Here is a 25,864-nt window from a genome sequence, read left to right on the forward strand (position 1 = left end):
GAGAGGGGATTGATTGTGCCAGCGATGGCCATGGAGGCTCCGTCACGTCCGGTAGTGGTGCTGGATGTGATCGGTGGCGCCGCTACAGAAGGGACGGTGTTCCCCACGATGACCGAAACCAGTGGGTTGGCCGCGGAGGCGACCCTGGACGCAGAGACGCGTGAGGCAGAGGCGAGGGCGGCCGAAACGGACGCCGAGCTGACCGCCCGCTTCGAGCGGGACGCCATTCCGATGCTCGACCAGCTCTACGGCGGCGCGCTGCGCATGACGCGCAATCCCGCCGATGCCGAGGATCTACTGCAGGAAACCATGGTGAAGGCCTATTCCGGCTTCCGCTCGTTCCGCGAGGGCACCAACCTCAAGGCGTGGCTCTACCGGATCCTGACCAACACCTACATCAACAGCTACCGCAAGAAGCAGCGCCAGCCGGCCGAGTACCCGACCGAGGAGATCACCGACTGGCAGTTGGCGGCCAATGCCGAACACACCTCGACGGGGTTGCGATCGGCCGAGGTCGAAGCGCTGGAGCTGCTCCCCGACAACGAGATCAAGGAAGCGCTGCAGGCTCTGCCAGAAGAGTTCCGGATGGCGGTGTACTACGCCGACGTCGAGGGCTTCCCGTACAAGGAGATCGCCGAGATCATGGACACACCCATTGGCACTGTGATGTCGCGGCTGCACCGCGGCCGACGTCAGTTGCGCGAATTGTTGGCCGACGTGGCCCGTGAGCGCGGCTTCAACCGGGGTGCGAAGGTCGACGCAGCGGAGGAGGTCGTCTCATGAGTGGCACCGACGCCACCGGCGAATCCGGTTCCGACGAGCGCTGGACCCCACCGGTAGGCCCGATCGACCCGGAGCATCCGGAGTGCGCGGCCGTCATCGCAGAAGTGTGGACGTTGCTCGACGGCGAGTGCACCGTGGAGACTCGCGACAAGCTGCGGGTACACCTCGAGGAATGTCCGACGTGCCTTCGGCACTACGGCATCGAGGAGAAGATCAAGAATCTGATCGCCACCAAGTGCAGCGGCGAGCGGGCCCCCGACAGCCTGCGGGAGCGCCTGCGTATTCAGATCAGCCGCACCACGATCATCCGCGGCTGACCCACCCAGAACACAAAACCGCCCGGCCTCCACTGGAGTGCCGGGCGGTTGGCTCTGTAGAGCCGAAAGATCAGCGTCCTACGGACTTCGAACCCGCGTTGGGTCGCTTGCCGTGATTGGCCTTGGAGTGCTTGCGGTCGCGCTTCTTACGGCCACGCTTGGCCATGGTGTACCTCCACTGTGTCGACTGGTATCGGGTAGAACCGCCCCGATCAACGGGGTGAGTTGGGTCCATTCTCGCATGCTTCCGGATGGGCAATTTCCCCCGGGCCGCGCAGCCTGTGGGCCGGGGACCCCGCGTTGTGGTTCGATAGGACGCGTTAACCAGCAGTAGTGACGTCAGTGGGGTGAAGATGGCCGAGGATGTTCGCGCGGAAATCGTGGCCAGTGTGCTCGAGGTCGTGGTTCACGAAGGCGATCAGATCGGTGAAGGCGACACCCTGGTGCTGCTCGAATCGATGAAGATGGAGATTCCGGTCCTGGCAGAGGTCGCCGGGACCGTCAGCAAGGTCAGCGTGTCGGTCGGTGATGTCATCCAGGCCGGCGACCTCATTGCGGTCATCAGCTGACGCTCTGATCTTCCACAACACTGCCGTCGCCGTAAGCCATGTCCACCCTCGGTGACCTGCTCGCCGAGCACACAGTCCTGCCCGGCACCGCGGTCGATCATCTACACGCCGTCGTGGGTGAATGGCAGCTGCTCGCAGATCTGTCGTTCGCCGACTACCTGATGTGGGTGCAGCGCGACGACGGGACGCTGGTCTGCGTCGCTCAGGTACGGCCCAACACCGCGCCGACGGTGCTGCTGGCCGACGCCGTCGGATCACTCGCCGAAGCCGAAGACATCCCGATCGTCGCGACCGCGTTCTGCTCCGGGACCATCGGACGCGCCACCGTCGAGGGTGAGCCCGGCTCGCCAGGGCTCAACGTCGAGGCGGTGCCGGTGCGGCACGGAAACGCCGTCGTCGCGGTGCTGACGCATCAGACCTCGCTCGCTCCGCGGCAGGCCAGCCCGCTGGAAGCGGCCTACGTCGACTGTGCGGGCGACCTGCTCAACATGCTGTCCGAGGGCACGTTCCCCAACGTCGGCGACCTGGCCATGTCGCGGTCGAGTCCACGCGTCGGCGACGGGTTCATCCGGCTGGACCAGTCCGGCGTGGTCACCTTCGCCAGCCCCAACGCGATTTCGGCGTACCACCGGATGGGATTGTCGGCCGAACTTGAGGGCCACAATCTGCTCAGTGTGACGCGTCCGCTGATCTCGGACCCGTTCGAGGCGCAGGAACTCGCCAACCACATCCGTGATTCGCTCGCAGGCGGCTCCAGCATGCGGATGGAGGTGGACGCCGGCGGCGCCACGGTTCTGCTGCGCACGTTGCCCCTGGGGGTGCACGGAGTGGCCGTCGGCGCCGCCGTGCTGATCCGCGATGTCACCGAGGTGAAGCGCCGGGATCGCGCGCTGTTGTCCAAGGACGCGACCATCCGCGAGATCCACCACCGCGTGAAGAACAACCTGCAGACCGTGGCGGCGCTGCTACGTCTGCAGGCGCGCCGGACCAACAATCCCGAGGGTCGCGAGGCGCTGATGGAATCGGTGCGACGGGTGTCCTCGATCGCGCTGGTGCACGATGCGCTGTCGATGTCGGTGGACGAAGAGGTCAACCTCGACGAGGTCATCGACCGCATCCTGCCGATCATGAACGACGTGGCCACCGTGGACTCACCGATCCGGATCAACCGGCACGGCGATCTCGGGGTGCTCGACGCCGACCGCGCGACAGCGCTGATCATGGTGGTCACCGAGCTGGTGCAGAACGCCATCGAGCACGCCTTCGACACCACCGCCCCGCAGGGTTGCGTGACCATCCGCGCCCAACGTTCCGCCCGCTGGCTCGACGTGGTGGTCCACGACGACGGACGCGGGCTGCCGGACGGATTCAGCCTGGAGAAGTCGGACCGGCTCGGCCTGCAGATCGTTCGGACGTTGGTCTCGGCCGAGCTCGACGGTTCGCTGGGGATGCACAACGCAGAATCGGGCGGTACCGATGTGATCCTGCGCGTGCCGATCGGTCGGCGGGTACGCGTCAGCTAAGAATTGACGGTTACCGAAAAATGGCGAATTGTGCCGAATTTATGCGACAAAGAAGACAAAGAAAACGGCCCCGACTTTCATCGGGGCCGTTTCCTGCGTGAATCGTGTGAGTCTCAGACTCCCGAGCGGGCCTTCGTCCGAGCGTTACGACGCTTGAGTGCGCGGCGCTCGTCCTCGCTCATGCCACCCCAGACGCCGGCATCCTGGCCGGACTCCAACGCCCAGCTCAGGCAATCTGCAGTCACCGGGCAGCGGTTGCAGACGAGCTTCGCGTCGGCAATCTGCGCGAGAGCCGGGCCGCTGTTTCCCACCGGGAAGAACAGTTCCGGATCTTCGTCGCGACAGACCGCCTTGTGGCGCCAATCCATGGTGTAACTCCTTTTCATGTGCGCGCAGCAGGGCGCACGAGCTTAACTTCGGCTGTTAACGCAAGCGCTCCAAATGTTTCTGCGCTGTTGCATAAGATGCTTTCACAGGCTGAACAGATGTCAATAGAAGTCCGTTAACACGTGGTCAATGTCACTGCCCAGGACCGTTACCGAGGCCCTTACTCCGTTGTACTACACTCAATCCACCTGCGCCCGAATTCCCCGCTGGGAACCCCGTGTGAACCCGGGTTTGCGCAGATCAAAGGCCCTATTTCCCCATTTTCGGCAGTGGCGCGACGACAGCCAGAGCGTCGGCAACGGCAGTGAACTGCATCATTTCGCGCATCCCGACGTAATCTCCGTCGATCTGGCACGCCACCGGGGTGTCGCTGGTCACTTTGAGCCATGCCAGGTCGTCGTCGCGGATCAGATGCTTCGCGTCCAGACGCGGCTTGCGCGAGTTCATCTGCCGCACCAGCCGCAGATTGGCCCAGATGTTCATGCTGGTGGTCGCGAAAACTCCGAGGCCGGTCTCGAATGTCGTGCCCGGGTTGGTCCACACAGGACGTGAGTTGGCATACGTCCACGGGCTGGAGTTGGAGACGAAGGCGAAGTGGACGCCCGGGATGGGCTCCCGGCCTGGCATGTGCAGTGTCAGCCGGGGCTCCCTGCGTGCGCTCGCCAGCACCTCCCGGACCGCCACCCGGATGTAGCGCGACGCCGTGACCTTGCGGCCCTTCTCGCGCTGCGCCTCCACCGCGGCGACCACGTCCCCGTCGACGCCCATGCCCGCGGTGAACACGCCCCAGCGCTCGCCGCAGTCCATCAGGCCGATGCGGCGCCAGGTACCGCCGCGGCGAAAGTCGCCGAGCAGGTCGACCAGCTGGTTCGTGGCTTCGGTCGGGTCGGGGCTGATCCCCAGCGCGCGGGCGAAGACATTGGCCGACCCGCCGGGCACCACGCCGACCGCGGGTCCGCGATGGCCGGGGCCGCCCTCGCCGAGAATCCCGTTGACCACCTCGTTCACCGTGCCGTCGCCGCCGTGCACGATCAGCACGTCGACCCCGTCACGCGTCGCCTGCTGGGCGATCTCGATGGCGTGTCCGCGATGATCGGTGTGGACGACGGTCAGGCGGACTCGGCTCTCCAGCGCATGCGCCAGCAGATCACGCCCCGCGGGCGTCGTCGAGGTCGCATTCGGATTAACGATCAGCACGGCGCGCACGGGGCCTGAGCCTAACGGGCCGGCCGGCACCCGAGACATCGCGCAGGTCATGCCCCATCGGGGGACGCCGCGCCGGTACCGTACAACGGTGACCGAACGCCGACTGCTACTGCTCAACGGGCCGAACCTGAACCTGCTCGGGACAAGGCAGCCCGAGGTCTACGGTGTGACGACGCTGGCCGAGATCGAGTCGCGGGTCGCCGACGTGGCCGCCGACGCAGGCCTGCAGGTGCGGGCCGTGCAGAGCAATCACGAGGGCGTGCTCGTCGACGCGATCCAGGCGGCGCGCGCCGACTGCGCAGGCATCGTCATCAATCCCGCCGCCTACAGCCACACGTCGGTCGCCATCGCCGACGCGCTCCGCTCGGCTGGGCTGCCCGTCGCCGAGGTGCACCTGAGCAACATTCACGCGCGCGAAGAGTTCCGGCACCACTCGTACGTGTCGGCGGTCGCGGACATGGTGGTCGCGGGAGCCGGCCCGCTGGGCTACGAGATGGCGGTGCGCTACCTGGCAGGCAGGCTCGCGCAGTGAGCCCGCGCACGGTGCGCGCCGCGGGCGCGATCGCCGCGCTCGAAGGTGTGCTGGCGTTGGTGACCGCCGTCGTGCTGGTCGTACGTGAAGCGGGTGGACACCACGAGACCGGGATCAGCGGTTACGGCACCGCAGCGTGGTTCGCGATCATGGGCTCCGGTGTGACGGCTGCAGGCTGGGCCCTGTGGACTGGGCGGCGGTGGGGTCGCGGCATCGCGGTGTTCGCGAACCTGGTGCTGCTCGGGGTCGCCTGGTACGTCTTCAGTTCAGGGCAACTGCAGTATGCGGTGGTGGTGGCCGCCACCGCGATCGCGGTGCTCGGGTTGCTGTTCAGCCCCACCGGAATGCACTGGCTCACTCAGGAACCGGATTCGGCCGCCAGCTCCGACAAGCCCGGTCCCGACACCCGGTAGGTGATCCACTCGCTCTGTGGTTTCCCGCCGACGCTGTCGTAGAGGGCGATCGCGTTCACATTCCAGTCCAGCACTGCCCAGCTCAGCCGCGTGTAGCCGCGCTCCACGCATTCCTGCGCCAGGGTCGCCAACAGCTTGCGGGCCAGCCCCCGCCTGCGGAACTGCGGGCGCACGAACAGATCTTCCAGATAAATGCCGCCCACGCCGTCCCACGTCGAGAAGTTCCGGAACCACAGCGCCACCGCGGCCGCCTCACCGTCAACCTCGACGACGTGCCCGAACACCGTCGGCTCGGCACCGAAAAGGGCGTCCCGCATCTGGGTTTCGGTCACCGTGCATTCGTCGGAGGCGCGCTCGAACTCCGCGAGCTCGTGAACCATGGCGGTCAGTTCGGCTTCGTCGCCGGGCCGCACCTTTCGGATGACCTCACTCACTGCTTCACTCCCAGGGCCGACAGGATGGTGCGGAATTTCGTTGTGGTCTCGTCGACTTCGTCGTCCGGGTCGGATTCGGCGACGATGCCGCCGCCCGAGTGAGCGGTGGCGGTGCGCCGGTCAGCGGAGAGCTGCGCGCATCGGATCGACACCACCCAGCGTCCGTCGCCGCGCTGATCGCACCACCCCACCGTGCCCGCGTAGAAGCCGCGGTCGCGCTCCAGCTCGCCGATGAGCGCGACGGCCTGGTCGGTGGGGGAGCCGCCGACCGCCGGAGTGGGGTGCAGTGCGACCGCGAGATCCAGTGCAGTGGTGGACTTTTCCCGCAGTCGGCCCGAGATCGGGGTGGCCAGATGCCACACGGCGGCAGTCTTGCTCAACTCCGGTCGTTCCGCGAACTGCAGATCTGTGCACAGCGGCTCCAGTGCGGTCCGTAGCGCGTCGACGACGAGTTGGTGCTCGTGGCGGTTCTTCTCCGACGCGGCGAGCGCCGCACCGCTGGCCGCATCCGCGTCGGGGTCCGCCAGGCGCGGGGCAGACCCGGCGAACGGGCGGCACATCACCTGGGATCCGCGGCGCGCGACCAGCAGTTCAGGGCTCGCGCCCACCAGGACGGTGCCCGAATAGCCGTCGCCCGCCGCGGACAGATCCACCAGATACTTCGTGGCCTGCGCATCGTCGGCGGCCAACCGGTGCAGCACGGTCCTGGCGTCCAGGCGTCCGTCGGCGGACAGTTGCAGCGCGCGGGCCAGCACCACCTTGTGCAGGTCATCGGCCGGGTCGCGCAGCCGGGCCAGTGCTAAGCCGATGCGTCGACGGTGCTCGTCGGCGTCCGGGGTCGTCTCGGTGATCTGGGCCGGGGCCAGCTCTCGCAACGGCCACTGCGGCAGCACGTCGCTGAACCGCACCGATTGCGGCCGGATCAGCGCCGCCGGTTGGTTCACGTCGAAAGGCAAGGCGCCCAAAATGATTGGCGCACTGTGGGAGGCGAGCGCGGCTCGCGCATCAGCGATGTGCGGGAAAGCGGTATGCACGCCGTCGGCGACGACGACATCGTCGGGACCGGCGAGGACGAACGTCGGCTCGCGTGTCACGTCGATACGGCCGGGTTGGGCCTGCCCGTCAGTGCCAGCCCGCTGAGCTGACGCACCCCGTGCTCGAACCCGCACACCGCGATGGAGGCGGCAGGCATGGCGAATCGGATCCCCTCGTAGACCGGCTGCTCGATCCACCGGGTCATGACCGCACGCGAGAAATGGCCGTGCCCGACGAAGATGACGTCGCGCGACTCCAGATGCTGCAATGCCTCGTCGATGGCGCGGTCGGCGCGTTCGCAGACCTGCGCCGAGGTCTCACCTCCCGGGCAACCGTGAGTCCACACCAGCCAGTTGGGCACCGCTCGACGGATCTCGTCGGTGGTCGTGCCCTCGTAATCGCCGTAATCCCACTCGCTGATCAGCGGGCTGATCTCGGCGACCTCCAGACCCGCGAGCTCGGCCGTGGTCCTGGCACGGACACGTGGGCTGCTGATCACGAAGGGGTCGTCGAGCCCCATCTGCTTGAGCGTGTCGGCCGCGGCGACAGCCTGCTCGCGGCCATGCTCGGTGAGCTCGAGTTCGGTGCGGCTCGTATGCTTGCCCGATTTCGACCACTCGGTTTCGCCGTGGCGGAGCAGGATCAATCGGTGCTGCAAGAGGCCCACACCGTCTGATTCTGCCGTACGCGGCAACCGGTCGGTCGCCTGCGGGTGAAGTTGACCAGGGGAGGGCAGAGAAATGCCAGGATGGGGTTCAAGATGAGTAACGTGACGCGGATACTGGCGGTCGCCAATCAAAAGGGTGGAGTAGCCAAGACGACGACGGTGGCGTCGTTGGGCGCGGCGATGGTCGAACAGGGCAAGACGGTGTTGCTCGTCGATCTGGATCCGCAGGGATCGCTGACGTTTTCGCTCGGACACGATCCCGACAAGCTGCCGGTCTCGGTACACGAGGTGCTGCTGGGAGACGTCGAACCCGACACGGCGCTGGTGCAGACCCCGGAGGGTATGACGTTGCTGCCCGCCAACATCGACCTCGCGGGCGCGGAGGCGATGCTGCTGATGCGCGCCGGTCGTGAGCATGCGCTGCGGCGCGCCCTCGACAAGATCAGTGATCGATTCGACGTGGTGATCATCGACTGCCCGCCGTCGCTGGGGGTCCTGACACTCAACGGTCTGACCGCCGCCGGTGAGGTCATCGTGCCCCTGCAGTGCGAGACCCTTGCCCACCGCGGCGTCGGACAGTTCCTGCGCACCGTCTCCGACATCCAGGCGATCACGAATCCCGACCTCAAGATGCTGGGGGCGCTGCCCACGCTGTACGACGCCCGGACCACCCACAGTCGCGACGTGCTCTTCGACGTCGTCGACCGCTACAACCTGCCGGTGCTGGCCCCGCCGATCCCGCGGACCGTCCGTTTCGCCGAGGCCAGCGCCTCGGGTTCCTCGGTGCTCCACGGCCGCAAGAACAAGGGCGCGATGGCGTACCGGGAATTCGCGGCCGCACTGCTGAAGCACTGGAAGAACGGCAAGGCCCTGGCGACCTACACGCCCGAGGTCTAGGAGCCGAGCGCGACCAGCTCGTCGCCGCGCTGCTCGAGCAGGGTCGAGCCCGCGACGGCGGGCACCACCGGACCTTCCACGGGTGGCCGCTGCAGCGGGATGTGCTTGTCGCCGGTACCGGTATCGGGATCGAACACGTCGTAGCCGCTGGTGACCGGGACCAGAAGCTGGCCGGCCATGACGATCCCGGGCCCGACCGGGGCGTCGGAGCCCTGGGCGGTCACCGTGTACAGATATTGAAGGTTGTTGGCGGAGAACACCATCAGCGCGTCACCGGTCCACCAGGTGATCAGCTCACCGGTGTTCGACATGGTGGCCTCGGGCGACGGCGCGGTGGCGACCACAGTGCTGGCGGTCACCACGCCGGTGTCGTCGATGACGTCGAGCCGTGGCTTCGGCGTCGGGACGTACAGCGCCGTGTAGGTGTCCGTCACCGCCACCACCCGGGCGCCCGCACCGTCGGGAACCCCCTTCTGCTGCACGTACTTCAGCTCGGGGGTGTCTTCCTCATCCGACGGCCGCAGCAACGTCAGACGCAGGTCGGCCTGACTCTGGCAGGACTCCAGCACCGACACCGAACTGGAGCTCGCCGCGGCGGAGACGAAGCGGCACAGCGGTGCCGCCGGCACGTCAGGCTTGATGGGCGCGTCGAGGGCGCCGTAGCTGAGCATTCGCACCATGTCCGAGCGCCACATCTCCAGCCGGGTGTCGCCGGCCGAGAGCACCGTGGTGCCGTCGCCGGAGAGTGTCACGTGGCGGTCGGAGTAGCTGGTGCGCGCGGGCCCGCGCTGCCCGGTCTTGGCGTCGACGGTGCTGACCTGGCCGCAGCCGCGCACATCGGGGTAGACGGCCACGGCGTAGTTGTAGACCCACCAGACCCCGCACAGTTCGAGATCGCGCGAGTAGCTCCACAGGGCGGTGCCGGTCGCCGGGTCGCGACCTTCGATGCCCGTGCCGTCGCCGGTGACCACCGCACCCGAGACGACCAGCGGCCGCGTGGTTGCGGAGCTGCGGGCAGTCCACAGCTGCTTCAGTGAATCTGGAACGGCCGCAGCGGGTTCCAGGCTGGGGACCGGCTCGGCGGCGGGGCGGCTCACAGTGGCCCTGGCGTCGCTGGTCCACCAGACGATGGCAGCGACGAGGACGATCACGCCGGCGATCGACGCGGCCGCCACCAGGTCCGCCCGAGTGCGGCGTTCGGGTTTGACCACGCGGGACCGACTAGTTGGTGCCTGCGGCCGCGGTCTTGCTGGGACGGCGGCGACGGCGCCGACGTCCGGGGCGGGCGCCCTCGGCTCCCTCGGCGCCGGCGTTGTCGGACTGCTCCGTACTGGCCGACTCGGTCACCGCCTCGGGATGGCCGCCGGCTGCCTGGCCGCCGCGGGTACGACGCCGGTTGCGGTTGCGGGCCGGCTTGTCACCGGTGCGCTCGCTGCTGCTTTCGCGTGATTCGCGCGGCTCCCGCTTGGGCTTGTCGGTGGTCCGCGTCGGCTTGCCCACGGTGCCGCCGGCGTCGGCCGGGATCTTCATCTCTTCGTAGAAGTGCGGCGAGTTCGAGTACGTCTCGGCGGGGTCGGGGGTATCCAGGCCGAGGGCTTTGTCGATCATCGACCAGCGGGGCAGCTCGTCCCAGTCGACCAAGGTGACGGCGATGCCGGTCTTGCCCGCGCGGCCGGTACGGCCGATGCGGTGCACATAGGCCTGCTCGTCTTCGGGGATCTGGAAGTTGATGACGTGGGTGATGTCGTCGATGTCGATGCCGCGCGCGGCGACGTCGGTGGCCACCAGCACGTCGACCTCACCGGTGCGGAACGACTTGAGGGCCTTTTCGCGGGCGCCCTGCCCCAGGTCGCCGTGTACGGCGCCGACCTTGAACCCGCGCTCGCCGAGCTCGTCGGCGACCTTCTGGGCGGTGCGCTTGGTGCGGGTGAAGATCATCGTCGCTCCGCGGCCCTCGGCCTGCAGGATGCGGGACACCATCTCGACCTTGTCGAGCGCGTGCGCGCGGTAGGCGAACTGCTCGGTGGTGTCGTGGGTGGCCGACCCTTGAACACCCTCGGCGCGGATGTGTGTCGGCTGGTTCATGAACGTACGGGCCAGCGTGATGATCGGGTCCGGCATGGTCGCCGAGAACAGCATGGCCTGGCGCTTGGCGGGGATCTGCTTGAGGATCCGCTCGATGTCGGGCAGGAATCCGAGGTCCAGCATCTCGTCGGCCTCGTCGAGGACCAGCACGCTCAACCCGCCGAGCTGCAGGTGGCCCTGCTGGGCCAGGTCGAGCAGGCGGCCCGGGGTGCCGACGACGACGTCGACGCCCTTCTGCAGTGCCTCGATCTGGGGCTCGTAGGGGCGTCCGCCGTAGATGGCGGTCACGGTCAGCTTCCTGGTTTCGTCCGCCATCAGGTACTTCGAGGCGCCGACGAGGTCTTCGTACACCTGGATGCAGAGCTCACGGGTGGGGACGACGATCAGCGCGCGCGGGATGCCGGTGAGCGGGCGTTCGGTGTCGGTGGTGATCCGGTTCAGCAGCGGCACGCCGAAGGCGAACGTCTTGCCCATGCCGGTGCGGGCCTGGCCGATCAGGTCATCGCCGGCCAGAGCCAGCGGCAGGGTCAGCTCCTGGATGGCGAAGGCGTGTTCGATGCCGCCCTCGGCGAGTGCGCGGACGATCTCGTCGCGGACACCGAGCTCGGCGAAAGTGGGAGTGGGGTGCGGGGTTACGGGAGTCATGCTTGGTAGACGAAGCCTTTCACTGTCGATCCTCATGGCGTTTCAACGCGCGCACGAGTTGTGAAGAGAACTTCGCCGGGCCCTGCGCTGAGGGGGCGGGCCGCCGCGTGCACGCACATTTCTTCGGTGTCTGCGGCGAATACTTGCCAGCGTGACCTGGGTCGATCCGTCGGCACGCACGCCGACACCAGGTCCATGGTAGCTGGTGAGGTCTGCTCAAGCGGCATCGCGGGCGGCGGAGTTTAGAGTTGGGGCATGACTTCGACGCCGTCTGCGGCCGCTGCATCCGCTTCTGCAAGCGAGCCGGGCCCGTCGGTGGCGCCGCTGGTGTCAGCAGACCACCCCGGCATCAACGAGCTGTTCGCACTGCTGGCGTACGGCGAGGTCGCGGCGTTCTACCGCCTCACCGAAGAGGCCAAGATGGCGCCGAATCTCAGCGGCCGGATCAACATGGCGGCCATGGCCGCGGCGGAGATGAATCACTACGAGGTCCTGCGCGACGCGCTGGCCCGCCGCGGTGTCGACATCGTCCCGTCGATGACCAAGTACGCCTCGGCGTTGGAGAACTACCACCGCCTCACCACGCCGAGCACCTGGCTGGAGGCGCTGGTCAAGACCTTTGTCGGCGATGCGATGGCGGCCGACTTCTACCTCGAGATCGCCGACGTGATGCCCGCCGAGGTCGCCGATGTCGTGCGGTCGGTGCTGTCCGAGACGGGGCACTCCCAGTTCGTGGTCTCCGAGGTGCGGGCAGCGGTGACGGGCAGTGACCGCCAGCGGCATCGCCTGGCGCTGTGGTCGCGTCGACTGCTCGGCGAGGCGATCACCCAGGCCCAGTTCGTGCTGGCCGAGCACGACGAACTCGTCGAGCTGGTGATGGCGGGCGGCGGTCTGTCGCAGATGACCGACTTCTTCGACCGGCTTCAGAACACGCACAACAGCCGGATGCAGGAGCTGGGACTGGCCTGATCGCTATCGCGTGCAGTTGGTGATGATCGAGTTGTTGTTCTGCGCCGCGATCAGCGAACCGTTCGCGTCGAGGATCGCGCAGTTGAGCTGACCGGACACGCTGGTCGCGGTGACCGAGCTCAGCGATACGCCCGGATTCAGCACGATCGTCTTCGTCCAGGGCAGCGCGACGTTCAAGTCGGTCTGCAATGCGCCCTGGGCGTCGGTGTAGATGACCGTCACCAGGTCGATGAGGTTGCGATTACCGGTGATCCGGTAGGTGACGGTTCCCGGCACGACGGCTGCGGGCGGCGGCACTGCCTGCGGCGCGGGCAGCAGGGGAGTGGGGACCGGGGCCGCGGCGGGGGCGGGCGTTTCGGCCGTGGGGGTCACCGTGGTCACCGTCTCGGCCGGCAGCGACGGCGGCGGTTGGGCCGGTGCGGCGGCGTCCTGGCTGGGAGCGGGCGCCGCGCTGGAGGTGGGCAACGGAGATGCGACCGTCGCCGACACCGAGCCGCTGTCGCCGCCACCGAGGATCATGCTCGCGGTGATCACGGCGACGAACAGGATCGCACCCGCCACACCGGCGATCCACATCCAGCGCCGGTCGATCCGGGCTTCGTCGACGTACTCGTCGTAGTTCTCGGCATCCTCGTAGTCGGCGTCGCCGTAGCGGGTGTCGTACGCGTCGTCCGGGTAGGGCGCAAGCGTGTCGGTGTCCAGGTCGCCGTAGCGGTCAGGATCGTCACCCTGACGGTCATACCGGCCGCTGTAGCGTCCGCTGCCCCGTGGGGTGCGCATGCGCTCGGTCGGTGTCAGAGAGTACGGCGATTGCGCGGTGTAAGGCCTGTTCATCCCAGCTGTCCCAGTCGTCTCGTCCGGTTCCGTGGCCGATGCTACTGAGACAGAAGTGACGGATGAGGCTGACGCGCACTCACGGCGATCACGGTCGGGACTCGGTTCGGTCGCCGGCCTGTTATGCCGCGTTCGCTGTCCGCGGAAATGCGCCGTTGTCGGTGTTCGCAGGGGTCCGGCGCCGCCCCGATCCGCCGGCGTCCACTAGCCTCCTTGGAGTAGGTCGAGCACTCGAATAGAAGGGTTTTCACCGTGGAGGTCAAGATCGGTGTCACCGACAGCCCGCGCGAGCTGATCTTCAGCAGTGCGCAAACGCCGGCCGAAGTGGAGAAGTTGGTCACCGATGCACTGAGTGGCGAGCCCAACGTTCTCGGACTCACCGACGAGAAGGGTCGACGGTTCCTCGTCCAGTCGGCGCGTATCGCCTACGTCGAGATCGGCGCTGCCGACTCGCGCAGGGTCGGGTTCGGCGTCGGCACGGTCGGCTCGGAAGTCACCAAGACCGGCTGAGGTTCTACGACCGGGTCAGCGGCACGTGGGACAGGCCACCCCAGATGAACTGGACGGTGCCTTCCACGGCGTCGTCCTTGGCCACGGGGCGGTCGTTGTTGAGCCAGTAGCGCGCGGAGTCGACGCTGATGCTGACCAGGCCGACGGCGATCATCCTGGCCCGGTGCGGTTCCAGCCCGGAATCGTGGCTGATGAGGTCGAACACCGCGTCGGTGCACGACTCGGTGGCGACTTTCACCTGGGCAGCGACCTGTGGCTCGGTGACGTAGTCGTTCTCGAAGATCAGCCGGTAGCCCTGGCTGTCGTGCTCGATGAAGTCGAAGAACGCCTGGACGGCGGCGCGCACGCGCTGGCGGTTGTCGGTGGTGGTGCGCAACGCCTGACGGACTCCGGACACGAGATTGTCGACGTGTCGCTGCAGAACCGCCAGGTAGAGCTCAACCTTCGATGAGAAGTGTTGATACAGCACCGGTTTGCTGACACCCGCGCGATCGGCGATCTCGTCCATGCCTGCGGCGTGATAGCCGCGGTCGACGAAAACCTCACTGGCCGCGGCCAGCAGTTGGCCACGCCGTTCGTCGCGCGGAAGGCGGTTGCCACGCCGGGCCGTGACGGGGGGTGCGGTGCCATTGGCAGGCTGACCCCCTCGCCGCTGTGGCGCCGCCTTGGCGAGTTCGCTCATCAGAACCTCGAGATCTACAGCCGGCCATCCGGCGTCTTGAATGCGCTAGGCAATGACAGTACTACCGTTCGCCGACCATACGCGTCAGGCAAGGTGCCTCGTCGCCACGCGGGCGCCGACAGGCGATGTGACACGTCCAGCGCGGTGGCGCGCCGGAACGGCAAGTCCGTTGACCTGTGCCATTCTGGTGCGGTGACCTACGACCCGGAGCGTCGCGGGGACGGTCGCGTACCGGTGCTGCGCGACGAATGGCGAGAGCCGCTGCGCGCTCAGCGTGACCCGCTGGCCGAGCAGCCGGGCCGGCCCCGTTCCAACCGGGACGACCGCAAACGCTGGCGCAAGCAGACCTGGCTGGGCCGTTTCATCTCCACATACGGCTGGCGCGCCTATGCGCTGCCGCTGCTGGTGGCGCTGACCGTCGTCGTCATCTACCAGACCGTGACCGGCACCAGCGTGCCCCAGGCAGTCGAGGGGGAGGGGCCGGTTCAGGGTCCACCGACGATCGGCGTGGCGAGCACCGCGATCGTCGGCGCTCCGCCCAAGGGCCTGACGGCATTCGATGCCAACCTGCCGACCGGAATCCTGCCGCAGGGAGGACCGTTCACCGAGGCCGGCGCACGCACCTGGCATGTGGTGCCAGGTGGCTATCCGCAGATCGGGCAGGGCACCACCAAGGTCTTCACGTACACCGTCGAGGTCGAGGACGGCGTCGACACCACGAGTTTCGGCGGCGATGACGGGTTCGCCCGCATGGTCGATGAAACGCTGACCAACCCGAAGAGCTGGACACACAACCCCGAGTTCGCATTCACCCGCGTCGACGCCGCAGCGGGTGTCGTCCCGGACTTCCGGGTGTCGCTGACCTCGCCGATGACGATCCGCGACGGCTGCGGCTACGACATCCAACTCGAAGCGTCCTGCTACAACCCGGCTTTCGAAGGTCAGCCGCGAGTCTTCATCAACGAGGCGCGCTGGGTGCGTGGCGCGGTGCCGTTCCAGGGCGACATCGGTTCTTATCGGCAGTATGTGATCAACCATGAGGTCGGGCACGCCATCGGCTATCAGCGCCACGAGCAGTGCGCGGCCAACGGCGAGCTGGCGCCGATCATGATGCAGCAGACGTTCTCGACCGACAACAACGACGCCGCGAAGTTCGACCCCGGCACGGTGACACCCGACGGCCTGTCGTGCCGCTTCAATCCCTGGCCCTATCCGATCGCCTGATCACCGCCTTCGCGCCGCGAGAGCGGGCGGGAAGGGTCGGGGCCTCGTTGCTGTTGACCAGTAGACCTGCTGAGATGGGTTACACAGCCAACCAAGGAGAAACTCGGTGTCGACACCGTTGCCGCCGCTGGTAGAGCCAGCGGCTGAACTCACCCGCGAAGAGGTCGCGCGCTACAGCCGCCACCTCATCATTCCCGACCTCGGCCTGGACGGTCAGAAACGGCTGAAGAACGCCCGCGTGCTGGTCATCGGGGCTGGTGGGTTGGGTTCGCCCGCACTGCTCTACCTCGCCGCCGCCGGCGTCGGAACCATCGGCATCGTCGAGTTCGATGTCGTCGACGAGTCCAACCTGCAACGCCAGATCATCCACGGCCAGTCCGATATCGGCCGGTCGAAGGCCCAGAGCGCCAAGGACTCGATCGCCGAGATCAACCCGCTGGTCGACGTGCGGCTGCACGAGGTCCGCCTCGAGCCCGACAACGCCGTCCAGCTCTTCGAGCAGTACGACCTGATCCTCGACGGCACCGACAACTTCGCGACGCGTTATCTGGTGAACGACGCCGCGGTGCTGGCGGGCAAACCGTACGTGTGGGGCTCGATCTACCGCTTCGAGGGCCAGGTCTCGGTGTTCTGGGAGGACGCCCCCGACGGACTGGGGTTGAACTACCGCGACCTCTACCCCGAGCCGCCACCACCGGGAATGGTGCCGTCCTGCGCCGAGGGCGGGGTGCTGGGCATCCTGTGCGCGTCGATCGCGTCGGTGATGGGCACCGAGGCCATCAAGCTGCTCACCGGCATCGGCGATCCGCTGCTGGGCCGGCTGATGGTCTACGACGCCCTCGACATGACCTACCGCACCATCAAGATTCGCAAGGATCCGGCGACACCGAAGATCACCGAGCTCATCGACTACGAGGAGTTCTGCGGCGTCGTGTCCGAGGACGCGGCCAACGCGGCCCTCGATTCCACCGTGACCCCGCGCGAACTCCGCGACATGCTGGACTCCGGCAAGAAATACGCGCTGATCGACGTGCGGGAACCCGTCGAGTGGGACATCAACCACATCGAGGGTGCGGAGCTGATTCCCAAGGGCGCGTTCGAAACCGGCGAGGCACTGGCCAAACTGGAGACCGACCGCGTTCCGGTCTTCTACTGCAAGACCGGTGTGCGGTCCGCCGAGGTGTTGGCCATCGTCAAGAAGGCGGGTTTCTCCGATGCGCTGCACGTTCAGGGCGGGATCGTCGCCTGGGGAAAGCAACTCGAACCCGACATGGTCATGTACTAACGCTGGGTTGGCCACCGCTGCGCTTAGGCTGTGGCGGTGACCGCCGAGCGCCCACCCGAGCACGTACTCGCAGCCTTCGGGCTGTCCGGGGTGCAGCCGGCGCCGTTGGGATCCACCTGGGAGGGTGGCTGGCGGTGCGGCGAGGTGGTGTTGTCCATGGTCGCCGATCACGCGCGCGCGGCCTGGTCGGCGAAGGTCCGGGAGACGCTGTTCGTCGACGGGGTGCGGCTGGCGCGGCCCGTGCGGTCGACCGACGGACGCTACGTGGTCGCGGGCTGGCGTGCCGACACCTACGTGGCGGGCACACCGGAGCCTCGCCATGACGAAGTCGTCTCGGCCGCGGTTCGGCTGCACGAGGCCACCGCCAAACTGGAACGGCCACGCTTCCTCACGCAGCCGCCGATCGCGCCGTGGGGTGACGTCGACGTGTTCATCGCCGCCGATCGCGCCGCGTGGGAAGAGCGCCCGCTGCATTCGCTGCCCCAGGGTGCCCGGGTGGCGCCGGGAACGGCGGACGGACAGAAGTCCGTCGAGCTGATCAACCAGCTGGCGTCGCTGCGCCGCCCCACCAAGGGTCCCAGTCAGTTGGTACACGGAGATCTCTACGGCACAGTGCTTTTCGCGGGCACCGCGGCACCTGGCATCACCGATATCACGCCCTACTGGCGGCCGCCTGCCTGGGCGGCCGGGGTCGTGGTGGTGGACGCGCTGTCCTGGGGCGAGGCCGACGACGCGCTCATCGAGCGTTGGTCGCAGCTGCCCGAATGGTCGCAGATGTTGTTGCGCGCCTTGATCTTCCGGTTGGCTGTCCACGCCCTGCACCCGAGGTCGACGGCAGCGGCGTTCCCGGGGCTGGCCCGCACTGCGGCGCTGGTACGACTCGCGCTCTGAGCCTCAGAACGTGTGGCGGTGGTCCCGCAACGGGATCCGACCGTCCACGGCCAGGACGCCTTCGGCGCGCAGCCGCTCCAACTGCCGGGTCTCCAGGTGCGGGGCAGGGCGTCCCGACGCCCGGATCACACGGTGCCAGGGCAGGTCCGACGAATCCGTCCGCATGATCCACGCGACGATGCGCGGGCTGGAAAGCCCTGCGGCATCGGCGATGTCGCCGTAGGTGGACACCTGGCCCGACGGAATCGACGCGACGAGACCACGCACCGTCTCGACCTGCTCGTCGGTGATCGCCGCCACGGTCAGCCCAGTTGTTCCCGGATCAGCGCAGCCGTCTCCGCAGGCTTGGCGAGCGGAACCATGTGGTCGCACTCCCAGTCCAGCAGCGTGAAATCCGACCCGAGGCCGGCGTCCAGGGCGGTCAGCAGCTCGGCGCCGGCATACGGCGGGTCCGTGTAGGTGGCCCGCACCAGCACGGTCGGGGTGCCGTCGCGTGGCACCGCAACGGGGCGGGTCAACTCGCTCCAGTAACTGAGCATCGCCGGGATGCTGATCCGCCAGCCCACCCGTCCGTCCGCCTGATCCACGAGGTGCTCGTCGAGCTCGCGTTCCAGTTCGTCGTCGGCAACCTCGCCCCACGACCCACCGAGCTTCTCCTGGCGAGCCTCCTCGCGACTGGTGTAGTCGGGTGAGGCGTACATACTGTCGGCGACTTCCCGCATCCACCGCCCGTCCAGCCCCACCGCGGGGTCCAGCAGGACCAGGCCGGCGATCAGATCCGGCCGTGCCACAGCCAGGTTCAGTGCGATCGCCCCGCCGAACGAGTGACCGACCACGACCACGGGGCCGTCGGCCTCGGCCTCGATCACGGCGGTCAGCGCCGCGACGTTGGCGTCGATCGTCCACGGCGCATCCCAGGTGGAGCGACCATGGCCGACAAGGTCGGGGGCGACGGCCGAGACGTCGGGCAGGTGCCGGGTGAACAGCGATTCCCAGCGCATGCCGTGGCCGGTCAGCCCGTGGATCGCCAGGACCCGCGCAGGGCCGGCCGGTCCGAAGCGGTAGGTGCACAACAGGTCGGTCACAGGTTGCGATGCTGCCAGGCGCCCCGGGCCGGGGCCACACAAGGCCGACTTGTCGGACCCGCGTGATGTCATGCCTGCATGTCCGCGCCGCACACTGAACTCACACCCGAGGCCCTGGGTCGGCCGGACATGCGCGGCACCGTGCGCGTGCTGGGTGGCCCGGGTACCGGGAAGAGCAGCCTGCTCGTCGATACGGCCGTGGCTCACATCGGGGCGGGGTGTGACCCGGAATCGATTCTGTTGCTGACGGGTTCGGCACGGCTGAGTGCGCATGCCAGGGCCACGATCACCACGACGCTGCTGGGTGCGGGCGGGCGGGCCGCGGTACGCGAGCCGCTGGTCCGCACGGTCCACTCGTATGCCTTCGCGGTGTTGCGTCTCGCCGCCCAGCGCAACGGCAGCCCGCCTCCCCGGCTGATCACCAGTGCCGAGCAGGACGGCATCATCCGCGAGCTCCTCGCCGGTGACGTCGAGGACGGCGACGCATCGCCGGTGCGGTGGCCCGAACGGCTCCGGCCTGCCCTGAGCACCGTCGGCTTCGCCACCGAGCTGCGCGACCTGATGGCCCGGTGCAGCGAGCGCGGCGTCGATCCGCTTGCGCTGCAACGCATCGGTCGCGCGTCCGGACGGCCGGAATGGCAGGCGGCAGGACGGTTCGCCCAGGCCCACGAACAGATCATGTTGCTGCGGTCGGCGGTCGGCATGGCCGCGCCGCAGGCCACGGTTCCTGCGCTGGGCGCCGCCGAGCTCGTCGGTGCCGCACTGGAGGCCTTCGCCACCGACCCCGACCTGCTGGCTGCCGAACGGGCCCGTGTGCGGGTGCTGCTGGTCGATGACGCCCAGCACCTCGACCCGCAGGCCGCGCGCCTTGTCGAGGTGGTGGCGGCAGGCGCGGAGCTCACGGTGATCGCCGGCGATCCGCAGCAGACGGTGTTCGGCTACCGGGGCGCCGACCCGGCGCTTCTGCGCGGTGACGGCCTCGCGCTGACCCTCACCCGTTCGCGTCGGTGCGCGGGGCCGGTCGCCGACGCGATCGGGGCTGTCGCCCGGCGGCTGCCCGGGTCCGATTCCTCGCGGGAGTTCACCGGCAGCGATGCGCCGGGGTCGCTGGCGGTGCGGATCGCCGCGACGCCGCACGCGGAGTCGGCACTGATCGCCGACGCACTGCGGCGCGCGCATCTCATCGACGGCGTGCCGTGGTCGCAGATGGCGGTCATCGTTCGGTCGGTGCCCCGGATGGGCGCCGGGCTCGGCCGGGCCCTCGCCGCGGCGGGAGTGCCGGTGGAAGAGCCGCAATCCGATGCGCCCCTTGCCGATCAGCCGGCGGTGCAGGCATTGCTGACAGTGCTGGAGGCCACCGCGGACACCCTCGACGGCGAACGCGCGCTCGCGCTGATCACCGGGCCGATCGGCCGGGTCGACCCGGTGTCGCTCCGGCAGATGCGGCGCACACTGCGTCGGGCCGGGCAGACCACAGACAGTTTCGGCGACCTCCTGGTCGGCGCGCTGCAGCGTGACGCCGCCGGGCTACCCGAGGAGCAGGCGCGGGCGGTGCGCCGCGTGCGCACGGTTCTGGCCGCCGCCCGCCGCAGTGCCGACGAGGGACGTGATCCCCGGGACACGCTCTGGCAGGCGTGGCACCGTTCCGGGTTGCAGCGGCGCTGGCTGGCCGCCAGCGAACGGGGCGGGCCGGCAGCGGCGCAGGCCGACCGCGACCTGGATGCCGTCACCGCGCTGTTCGACGTCGCCGAACAGTACGTGGATCGCACGGCGGGGGCGTCGCTGCGCGGCCTGGTCGATCACATCACCGGGTTGGCGCTTCCTCCCACCCGGCACGTCGACGCGAGCGGCGAGGCGGTCGCCCTGGTCAGCGCGCACTCCGCCCTCAACCGCGAATGGGATGTCGTGGTGATCGCCGGTGTCCAGGAGGGACTGTGGCCCAACGTCTCTCCCCGCGGCGGGGTCCTGGCCACGCAGCAGCTGATCGACGTGATCGACGGCGTCACCGATCCCGGCCAGCGTGGACTTCCCGGACGGGCGCCGCTGCTCGCGGAGGAACGTCGGTTGCTGATCGCCGCCATGGGACGTGCCCGCAGTCGGCTGCTGGTGACCGCCGTCGACAGCGACTGCGGCGACGAGGCGATGCTCCCGTCGTCGTTCTGCCACGAGCTCGCCGCGCTGGCCACCGAATCGGGCCCCGAGCCCGCAGAGCCGATCCGTGCGCCCCGGGTGCTCGCCCCCTCCGCCGTCGTCGGCCGGCTGCGTTCGGTGGTGTGTGCCGCGCCCGGCGCGGTCGACGACGCCGAACGAGCGTGCGCAGCAGCCCAGTTGGCGCGACTGGCGGCAGCCGGCGTGCATGGCGCGGACCCCGCGTCGTGGTACGCCGCGCGCGGCCTGTCCAGCGACGACCCTCTCTGGGAGGCCGGCGAACACGTCGTGACCCTGTCGCCGTCGACCCTGCAGATGCTCGCGGACTGTCCACTGCGCTGGCTGCTGGAACGCCATGGCGGCTCCCGCGGTCGTGATGTGCGTTCCACGCTGGGATCGTTGGTCCACGCTCTGGTCTCCGAATCGGAGAAGTCCGAGTCGCAGGTGCTCGACGCACTGGAAAAAGTCTGGGACCAGATCCCGTTCGATGCGCAGTGGTACTCCGACAACGAGCAGGTGCGGCATCTGGAGATGCTGGCGACGTTCCTGCGGTGGCGCACCAACACCCGCGCGCAGCTCACCGAGATCGGCACCGAGGTCGACGTCGACGGCCTCGTCGGCGAGCCTGACGGGGAGGGGCCCGGGGTGCGCGTCCGAGGTCGACTCGACCGCCTCGAGCGCGACGCCGAGGACCGCCTCGTCGTCGTCGACATCAAGACGTCCAAGAGTCCGGTCACCAAGGACGACGCACAGAACCACGCGCAGCTGGCGATGTATCAGCTGGCCGTCGCGGCGGGTCTGCTCGCCGAGGGCGACACACCCGGAGGCGGCCGGCTGGTCTACCTCGGGAAGACCAGCGCCGGCGGAGCGACCGAACGTCACCAGGACCCGCTGACCGCGGAGCGCCGTGCCGAGTGGCAGGCCCAGGTGCACCAGGCCGCCGCAGCCACCCGGGGGCCGGAGTTCATCGCCCGGGTCAACGACGGATGCGCGCACTGTCCGGTACGCGCGATGTGCCCCGCACAGAACAGCAGGAGCGACGCATGACGACCCCCCGGTTCAGCCCCGCCGAACTGTCCAGGGCGTTGGGCCTTTTCGAACCCACCGACGAGCAGGCCGCGGTCATCTCCGCGCCGCCGGGCCCGCTGGTGGTCATCGCCGGTGCCGGTGCGGGCAAGACCGAGACCATGGCGGCGCGGGTGGTGTGGCTGGTGGCCAACGGTTATGCCCGTCCCGGGGAGGTGCTCGGGCTGACCTTCACCCGCAAGGCCGCGGGCCAGCTGCTGCGCCGGGTGCGGGCCCGCCTGGCGCGGCTGGCCGGGGCGGGGTTGATGATCACCTCTGCCGGTGCGGATTTCGTCGACGATCCGGTCACGATCGGCACCTACCACGCCTTCGCGGGCAACCTGCTCCGCGAGTTCGGTCTGCTGCTGCCCATCGAGCCGGACACCCGGCTCCTCAGTGAGACCGAGCTGTGGCAGCTGGCGTTTCGCGTGGTGTGCGAGCATCCCGAGGCGTTGGACACCGACAAGTCACCGGCAACCATCACCGACATGGTGCTGCGGCTGGCCGGTCAACTCTCCGAACATCTCGTCGACACCGCGCAACTGCGCGATACCCATGTCGAGCTCGACCGGCTTGTCCACGCGCTGCCCGCAGGCAGGTACCAGCGTGACCGCGGGCCCAGCCAGTGGCTGCTGCGCATGCTGGCCACGCAGACCGAGCGCACCACGCTGGTGCCGCTGATCGATGCGGTGCACCGTCGGATGCGTGAGGAACGCGTCATGGATTTCGGCATGCAGATGGCCTCGGCTGCGCGGCTGGCATCCCAGTTCCCGCAGGTCGGGGAGCAGCTGCGGCAGCGCTACCGGGTGGTCCTCCTCGACGAGTACCAGGACACCGGGCACGCTCAGCGGGTGGCGCTGTCGTCGCTGTTCGGTGCGGGTGCCGACGACGGGCTGGCGCTCACCGCCGTCGGAGATCCGATCCAGTCGATCTACGGCTGGCGCGGTGCATCGGCCACCAATCTGCCGCGGTTCACCACCGACTTCCCGCTGGCCGACGGAACGCCGGCCCCCACCCTGGAACTGCGCACCAGTTGGCGTAATCCGCCCGAGGTGCTGCACCTGGCCAACGAGGTGTCTGTCGACGCCCGGCGCCGGTCGGTGGCCGTCCGTGCGCTGCAGCCCCGGCCCGGCGCCGAACCGGGCAACGTGGTGTGCGCGTTGATGTCCGACGTCGAGGCCGAACGCGAGTGGGTCGCCGATCATGTCGCACGGCGGTGGCACGGCGGTCTCGCCGAGACCGGCGCCGCCCCGACCGCCGCGGTTCTGGTGCGCCGCAACGCCGACGCGGCGCCGATGGCAGCGGCACTGAATCGGCGCGGCGTGGCGGTGGAAGTAGTCGGTCTGGCCGGCCTGCTGGCCGTCCCTGAGGTGGCCGACGTCGTCGCGATGCTGAGGTTGTCCGCCGACCCGACGGCAGGGGCAGCTGCGGTGCGGGTGCTGACGGGTCCGCGGTGGCGGCTCGGCGCCCGGGATGTCGCAGCGCTGTGGCGGCGGGCGGTGGACCTCGTCAAAGCCGTCCCGTCCGCGGAGGCCACCTCGGCGACGGCCGAGATCATCGCGCAGCTCGGCCCCGACGCGGATGCGGCTTGCCTGGCTGACGCGATTTGCGATCCGGGATCCGCGGCGGCGTACTCCGAACCGGGCTACGCGCGGATCGTCGCACTGGGGCGGGAGCTGACGTCGCTGCGTGGCCACCTTTCCAGCCCGCTGCCGGACCTTGTCGCCGAGGTGCGCCGCATCCTCGGGGTCGACGCGGAAGTCCGCGCGGCCCAGCCTGTCTCGGCGGGATGGTCGGGCACGGAGCACCTCGATGCGTTCGGTGATGTGGTGGCGGACTTCGCGACACGGGGGCAGTCGACGGTGTCGGCCCTTCTGGCGTACCTGGACATCGCCGAGCAGGTCGAGAACGGTCTCGCGCCCGCGGAGGTGAACGTGTCCGCCGACCGGGTGCAGATCCTGACGGTGCATGCGGCGAAAGGCCTGGAGTGGCAGATCGTCGCCGTGCCGCATCTGTCGGGGCGGGTGTTTCCGTCCACCGCGTCCCCTCGTACGTGGCTCACCGATGCTGCCGACCTCCCGCCGCTGCTGCGCGGGGACTGCGCGACGGTGTCCGAGCACGGGGTGCCGGTATTGGACTGCTCGGATGTCAGCGATCGAAAAGGGCTGTCGGACAAGATCTCGGATCACAAGCGGAGTCTGGATCAACGGCGCACCGACGAGGAACGCCGACTGCTGTACGTCGCGATCACCCGTGCGGAGCACACCCTGCTGGTGTCCGGACATCACTGGGGGGCCACCGAATCCAAGCCGCGCGGCCCGTCGGCGTTCCTGTGCGAACTTAAGGCCGTCATCGACGCATCGGTCGACGCCGGCGCGCCGTGCGGAGTCGTCGACGCATGGGCCGAAGCCCCCGCCGACGGTGAGCCCAACCCGCTGCGCGATCGGGTCATCGAGGCGACATGGCCGGTCGATCCGATCGCGGCGCGCCGCGCACCCACCGACCACGGCGCGCAACTGGTGGCCACCGCGATGACATCGGAGATCGAGGAGGGCCGACCCGACCCGTTTGGCTGGACCACCGACGTCGATGCCCTGCTGGCCGAGCGTGAACTGGCCGCCCGGCGGCCTGTACCCCCGCTGCCGCCTCAGCTGTCGGTGAGCTCGCTGGTGGAACTCGGACGCGATCCTGAGGCGGTCGCGCAACGGCTGCAGAGGCGGTTGCCGCGCCGTCCCGACGCGCAGGCGTTGCTGGGCACCGCGTTTCACGAATGGGTGCAGCGGTACTTCCAGGCGGAGAAGCTCTTCGACCTCGACGACCTGCCCGGTGCCGTTGACGCGGACCGCCAGGATCGGGGTGAGCTCGAGGAACTCGAGACGGCCTTCGCGCTGTCGCCGTGGGCGGCGCGCACACCGATCGACGTGGAAGTGCCGTTCGACATGATGATCGCCGGTCATGTCGTACGCGGTCGGATCGATGCGATCTTCGCCGACGACGACGGCGGTGTCACCGTCGTGGACTGGAAGACCGGTGAACCGCCATCAACCCAGGAGGACTTGCAGCGCAATGCAATCCAGCTCGCCGTCTATCGACTTGCCTGGGCGCGACTGCACGGCCGCCCGGTGTCGTCGGTGCGGGCGGTGTTTCACTACGTCCGGTCCGGACGCACCGTCGTCCCGGACGTGTTGCCCGACGAGGACGCGCTGACCGCGCTGCTGGCCGAGCAGGTGGGAGAGGACGCCGCGTGAGCGCGCCCGACGCTAGCTCTCCTTGTAGACCTTCCACGCCTGCGTGATCATCGGCACCTGCAGTGGCAGGCGGGCGATCGCAGCGATGCGCATGGGCAGCGACTTGCTGGGATCGTTGAACCACATCCGGACCATGTTGGCATTGCCCGGGAACACTCCGATGTACAACGCGATCGCCGACAGCGCACCGATGCGGCGCGTCTTGGGCGCCAGCAGCAGAGCGCCGGTGCCGATCTCTGCCACACCCGAGGCGTAGGTGTAGAACCGCGGGGATCCCGGCAGTTCCTCCGGAATGATGGTGTCGAACGGCTTGGGAGCCGCGAAGTGCAGGATCCCCATTCCGATCAGCCAGGCACCGATTTTGGCGCCACGCGAGGACTGGGATATCTGCCGCAGTGCCGGCGAGGAAGAGGTCATGATTACATTGTGC

27 protein-coding genes are annotated in these 25,864 nt (G+C 68.5%); 14 read left to right on the forward strand and 13 right to left on the reverse strand.

All coding sequences use genetic code 11. The annotated features are described in order from the left end of the window. Positions 1–24 precede the first annotated feature (24 nt). Together EL337_RS07355 and rsrA are read left to right on the forward strand one after the other, a co-directional pair. Positions 25–783, forward strand: coding sequence for a sigma-70 family RNA polymerase sigma factor (locus EL337_RS07355; protein ID WP_048630361.1), 759 nt, complete (start codon positions 25–27; stop codon positions 781–783). Beyond that, positions 780–1,100: a mycothiol system anti-sigma-R factor gene (gene rsrA, locus EL337_RS07360; RefSeq protein WP_048630362.1), complete on the forward strand. Its 321-nt coding sequence runs from the start codon at positions 780–782 to the stop codon at positions 1,098–1,100. Before EL337_RS07355 ends, rsrA begins: the two co-directional genes overlap by 4 nt. Positions 1,101–1,170: 70 nt before the next feature. Here rsrA and EL337_RS29265 read toward each other — a convergent pair whose 3' ends face one another. Continuing rightward, the gene (locus tag EL337_RS29265) at positions 1,171–1,266 is read right to left on the reverse strand and encodes a 50S ribosomal protein bL37 (protein ID WP_006245863.1); all 96 of its coding nucleotides are present in this window, start codon (positions 1,264–1,266) and stop codon (positions 1,171–1,173) included. Between the two features lie 187 nt (positions 1,267–1,453). On the opposite strand from EL337_RS29265, the gene EL337_RS07370 reads away from it, so the two are divergent. Together EL337_RS07370 and EL337_RS07375 are read left to right on the forward strand one after the other, a co-directional pair. Continuing rightward, the gene (locus EL337_RS07370; RefSeq protein ID WP_006245864.1) at positions 1,454–1,669 is read left to right on the forward strand and encodes a biotin/lipoyl-binding carrier protein; all 216 of its coding nucleotides are present in this window, start codon (positions 1,454–1,456) and stop codon (positions 1,667–1,669) included. A gap of 38 nt (positions 1,670–1,707) precedes the next feature. Further along, positions 1,708–3,192, forward strand: a complete 1,485-nt coding sequence (locus tag EL337_RS07375) for a two-component system sensor histidine kinase PdtaS (RefSeq protein WP_048630363.1) — start codon at positions 1,708–1,710, stop codon at positions 3,190–3,192. 113 nt (positions 3,193–3,305) lie between these two features. Here the strand turns inward: EL337_RS07375 and EL337_RS07380 are convergent, their stop codons facing one another. Then, positions 3,306–3,560 carry a WhiB family transcriptional regulator gene (locus EL337_RS07380; RefSeq protein WP_048630364.1) on the reverse strand — a complete coding sequence of 85 codons (255 nt, stop codon included), beginning with the start codon at positions 3,558–3,560 and terminating at the stop codon, positions 3,306–3,308. 268 nt (positions 3,561–3,828) lie between these two features. After that, a complete protein-coding gene (locus EL337_RS07385) occupies positions 3,829–4,785 on the reverse strand; it encodes a diacylglycerol/lipid kinase family protein (RefSeq protein WP_048630365.1) in 957 nt (318 codons plus the stop codon). Positions 4,786–4,873: 88 nt separating this feature from the next. Between EL337_RS07385 and aroQ the strand changes: the two genes are divergently transcribed. Together aroQ and EL337_RS07395 are read left to right on the forward strand one after the other, a co-directional pair. Continuing rightward, positions 4,874–5,317 (forward strand): type II 3-dehydroquinate dehydratase, encoded by a 444-nt coding sequence (gene aroQ, locus EL337_RS07390; protein ID WP_048630366.1) that lies wholly within the window; start codon positions 4,874–4,876, stop codon positions 5,315–5,317. Continuing rightward, entirely contained in the window at positions 5,314–5,730 is a 417-nt protein-coding gene (locus tag EL337_RS07395) for a hypothetical protein (RefSeq protein WP_048630367.1), read from the forward strand. Before aroQ ends, EL337_RS07395 begins: the two co-directional genes overlap by 4 nt. Here EL337_RS07395 and EL337_RS07400 read toward each other — a convergent pair. From EL337_RS07400 to EL337_RS07410, 3 genes are read right to left on the reverse strand one after another with little or no spacing between them, the layout of a single operon-like run. Beyond that, entirely contained in the window at positions 5,676–6,164 is a 489-nt protein-coding gene (locus EL337_RS07400) for a GNAT family N-acetyltransferase (protein ID WP_048630368.1), read from the reverse strand. The two genes, EL337_RS07395 and EL337_RS07400, sit on opposite strands and share 55 nt — an antisense overlap. Beyond that, a complete protein-coding gene (locus EL337_RS07405; protein ID WP_048630369.1) occupies positions 6,161–7,258 on the reverse strand; it encodes an isochorismate synthase in 1,098 nt (365 codons plus the stop codon). Before EL337_RS07405 ends, EL337_RS07400 begins: the two co-directional genes overlap by 4 nt. Continuing rightward, complete coding sequence (locus EL337_RS07410; protein WP_048630370.1) at positions 7,255–7,866, reverse strand: acid phosphatase; 612 nt, start codon at positions 7,864–7,866, stop codon at positions 7,255–7,257. Before EL337_RS07410 ends, EL337_RS07405 begins: the two co-directional genes overlap by 4 nt. A 93-nt stretch (positions 7,867–7,959) precedes the next feature. Here EL337_RS07410 and EL337_RS07415 point away from each other — a divergent pair, with 93 nt between their 5' ends. Continuing rightward, on the forward strand, positions 7,960–8,763 hold the full coding sequence (locus tag EL337_RS07415) for a ParA family protein (RefSeq protein ID WP_197724197.1): 804 nt from the start codon (positions 7,960–7,962) through the stop codon (positions 8,761–8,763). Here the strand turns inward: EL337_RS07415 and EL337_RS07420 are convergent. Together EL337_RS07420 and EL337_RS07425 are read right to left on the reverse strand one after the other, a co-directional pair. Then, on the reverse strand, positions 8,760–9,974 hold the full coding sequence (locus EL337_RS07420) for an Rv3212 family protein (RefSeq protein WP_048630371.1): 1,215 nt from the start codon (positions 9,972–9,974) through the stop codon (positions 8,760–8,762). The genes EL337_RS07415 and EL337_RS07420 overlap by 4 nt on opposite strands. 10 nt (positions 9,975–9,984) lie before the next feature. Further along, entirely contained in the window at positions 9,985–11,493 is a 1,509-nt protein-coding gene (locus EL337_RS07425) for a DEAD/DEAH box helicase (RefSeq protein WP_048630372.1), read from the reverse strand. Positions 11,494–11,748: 255 nt separating this feature from the next. Here EL337_RS07425 and EL337_RS07430 point away from each other — a divergent pair, with 255 nt between their 5' ends. Next, on the forward strand, positions 11,749–12,462 hold the full coding sequence (locus EL337_RS07430) for a ferritin-like fold-containing protein (RefSeq protein WP_048630373.1): 714 nt from the start codon (positions 11,749–11,751) through the stop codon (positions 12,460–12,462). A gap of 3 nt (positions 12,463–12,465) precedes the next feature. Here the strand turns inward: EL337_RS07430 and EL337_RS07435 are convergent, their stop codons facing one another. Then, positions 12,466–13,296, reverse strand: a complete 831-nt coding sequence (locus EL337_RS07435) for a hypothetical protein (RefSeq protein ID WP_048630374.1) — start codon at positions 13,294–13,296, stop codon at positions 12,466–12,468. Positions 13,297–13,548: 252 nt separating this feature from the next. Between EL337_RS07435 and EL337_RS07440 the strand changes: the two genes are divergently transcribed. Beyond that, positions 13,549–13,806 (forward strand): DUF3107 domain-containing protein, encoded by a 258-nt coding sequence (locus EL337_RS07440; RefSeq protein WP_048630375.1) that lies wholly within the window; start codon positions 13,549–13,551, stop codon positions 13,804–13,806. Between the two features lie 4 nt (positions 13,807–13,810). On the opposite strand, the gene EL337_RS07445 is transcribed toward EL337_RS07440, so the two are convergent. Further along, positions 13,811–14,488, reverse strand: a complete 678-nt coding sequence (locus tag EL337_RS07445) for an HTH-type transcriptional activator FasR (RefSeq protein ID WP_048630376.1) — start codon at positions 14,486–14,488, stop codon at positions 13,811–13,813. Positions 14,489–14,680: 192 nt separating this feature from the next. Between EL337_RS07445 and EL337_RS07450 the strand changes: the two genes are divergently transcribed. The 3 genes from EL337_RS07450 to EL337_RS07460 all read left to right on the forward strand — a co-directional run bounded on the left by EL337_RS07450 (position 14,681) and on the right by EL337_RS07460 (position 17,888). Next, positions 14,681–15,712, forward strand: coding sequence for a DUF3152 domain-containing protein (locus EL337_RS07450; RefSeq protein ID WP_048630377.1), 1,032 nt, complete (start codon positions 14,681–14,683; stop codon positions 15,710–15,712). 106 nt (positions 15,713–15,818) lie between these two features. Then, positions 15,819–16,997 carry an adenylyltransferase/sulfurtransferase MoeZ gene (gene moeZ / locus EL337_RS07455; protein WP_048630378.1) on the forward strand — a complete coding sequence of 393 codons (1,179 nt, stop codon included), beginning with the start codon at positions 15,819–15,821 and terminating at the stop codon, positions 16,995–16,997. 36 nt (positions 16,998–17,033) lie between these two features. Further along, complete coding sequence (locus tag EL337_RS07460; protein WP_048630872.1) at positions 17,034–17,888, forward strand: TIGR02569 family protein; 855 nt, start codon at positions 17,034–17,036, stop codon at positions 17,886–17,888. A 3-nt stretch (positions 17,889–17,891) separates the two neighbouring features. On the opposite strand, the gene EL337_RS07465 is transcribed toward EL337_RS07460, so the two are convergent. Both EL337_RS07465 and EL337_RS07470 read right to left on the reverse strand, forming a co-directional pair. Next, on the reverse strand, positions 17,892–18,188 hold the full coding sequence (locus EL337_RS07465) for an MGMT family protein (RefSeq protein ID WP_048630379.1): 297 nt from the start codon (positions 18,186–18,188) through the stop codon (positions 17,892–17,894). A 2-nt stretch (positions 18,189–18,190) separates the two neighbouring features. After that, complete coding sequence (locus EL337_RS07470; protein ID WP_048630380.1) at positions 18,191–18,973, reverse strand: alpha/beta fold hydrolase; 783 nt, start codon at positions 18,971–18,973, stop codon at positions 18,191–18,193. A 78-nt stretch (positions 18,974–19,051) separates the two neighbouring features. Between EL337_RS07470 and EL337_RS07475 the strand changes: the two genes are divergently transcribed. Together EL337_RS07475 and EL337_RS07480 are read left to right on the forward strand one after the other, a co-directional pair. Then, positions 19,052–22,168, forward strand: a complete 3,117-nt coding sequence (locus EL337_RS07475) for an ATP-dependent helicase (protein WP_048630381.1) — start codon at positions 19,052–19,054, stop codon at positions 22,166–22,168. Further along, positions 22,165–25,434: an ATP-dependent helicase gene (locus tag EL337_RS07480; RefSeq protein ID WP_048630873.1), complete on the forward strand. Its 3,270-nt coding sequence runs from the start codon at positions 22,165–22,167 to the stop codon at positions 25,432–25,434. Before EL337_RS07475 ends, EL337_RS07480 begins: the two co-directional genes overlap by 4 nt. Positions 25,435–25,446: 12 nt before the next feature. On the opposite strand, the gene EL337_RS07485 is transcribed toward EL337_RS07480, so the two are convergent. Next, entirely contained in the window at positions 25,447–25,851 is a 405-nt protein-coding gene (locus tag EL337_RS07485; protein WP_197724199.1) for a DoxX family protein, read from the reverse strand. Between the last annotated feature and the right edge of the window lie 13 nt (positions 25,852–25,864).

The organism is Mycolicibacterium aurum (assembly GCF_900637195.1).
GTDB lineage: Bacteria > Actinomycetota > Actinomycetes > Mycobacteriales > Mycobacteriaceae > Mycobacterium > Mycobacterium aurum.

Coding starts and splice junctions, on each gene's coding strand:
- EL337_RS07355 (WP_048630361.1), top strand. CDS start 25: ATGGCCATGGAGGCTCCGTCACGTCCGGTAGTGGTGCTGGATGTGATC.
- rsrA (WP_048630362.1), top strand. CDS start 780: ATGAGTGGCACCGACGCCACCGGCGAATCCGGTTCCGACGAGCGCTGG.
- EL337_RS29265 (WP_006245863.1), bottom strand. CDS start 1,266: ATGGCCAAGCGTGGCCGTAAGAAGCGCGACCGCAAGCACTCCAAGGCC.
- EL337_RS07370 (WP_006245864.1), top strand. CDS start 1,454: ATGGCCGAGGATGTTCGCGCGGAAATCGTGGCCAGTGTGCTCGAGGTC.
- EL337_RS07375 (WP_048630363.1), top strand. CDS start 1,708: ATGTCCACCCTCGGTGACCTGCTCGCCGAGCACACAGTCCTGCCCGGC.
- EL337_RS07380 (WP_048630364.1), bottom strand. CDS start 3,560: ATGGATTGGCGCCACAAGGCGGTCTGTCGCGACGAAGATCCGGAACTG.
- EL337_RS07415 (WP_197724197.1), top strand. CDS start 7,960: ATGAGTAACGTGACGCGGATACTGGCGGTCGCCAATCAAAAGGGTGGA.
- EL337_RS07425 (WP_048630372.1), bottom strand. CDS start 11,493: ATGACTCCCGTAACCCCGCACCCCACTCCCACTTTCGCCGAGCTCGGT.
- EL337_RS07430 (WP_048630373.1), top strand. CDS start 11,749: ATGACTTCGACGCCGTCTGCGGCCGCTGCATCCGCTTCTGCAAGCGAG.
- EL337_RS07435 (WP_048630374.1), bottom strand. CDS start 13,296: ATGAACAGGCCTTACACCGCGCAATCGCCGTACTCTCTGACACCGACC.
- EL337_RS07445 (WP_048630376.1), bottom strand. CDS start 14,488: ATGAGCGAACTCGCCAAGGCGGCGCCACAGCGGCGAGGGGGTCAGCCT.
- EL337_RS07475 (WP_048630381.1), top strand. CDS start 19,052: ATGTCCGCGCCGCACACTGAACTCACACCCGAGGCCCTGGGTCGGCCG.
- EL337_RS07480 (WP_048630873.1), top strand. CDS start 22,165: ATGACGACCCCCCGGTTCAGCCCCGCCGAACTGTCCAGGGCGTTGGGC.
- EL337_RS07485 (WP_197724199.1), bottom strand. CDS start 25,851: ATGACCTCTTCCTCGCCGGCACTGCGGCAGATATCCCAGTCCTCGCGT.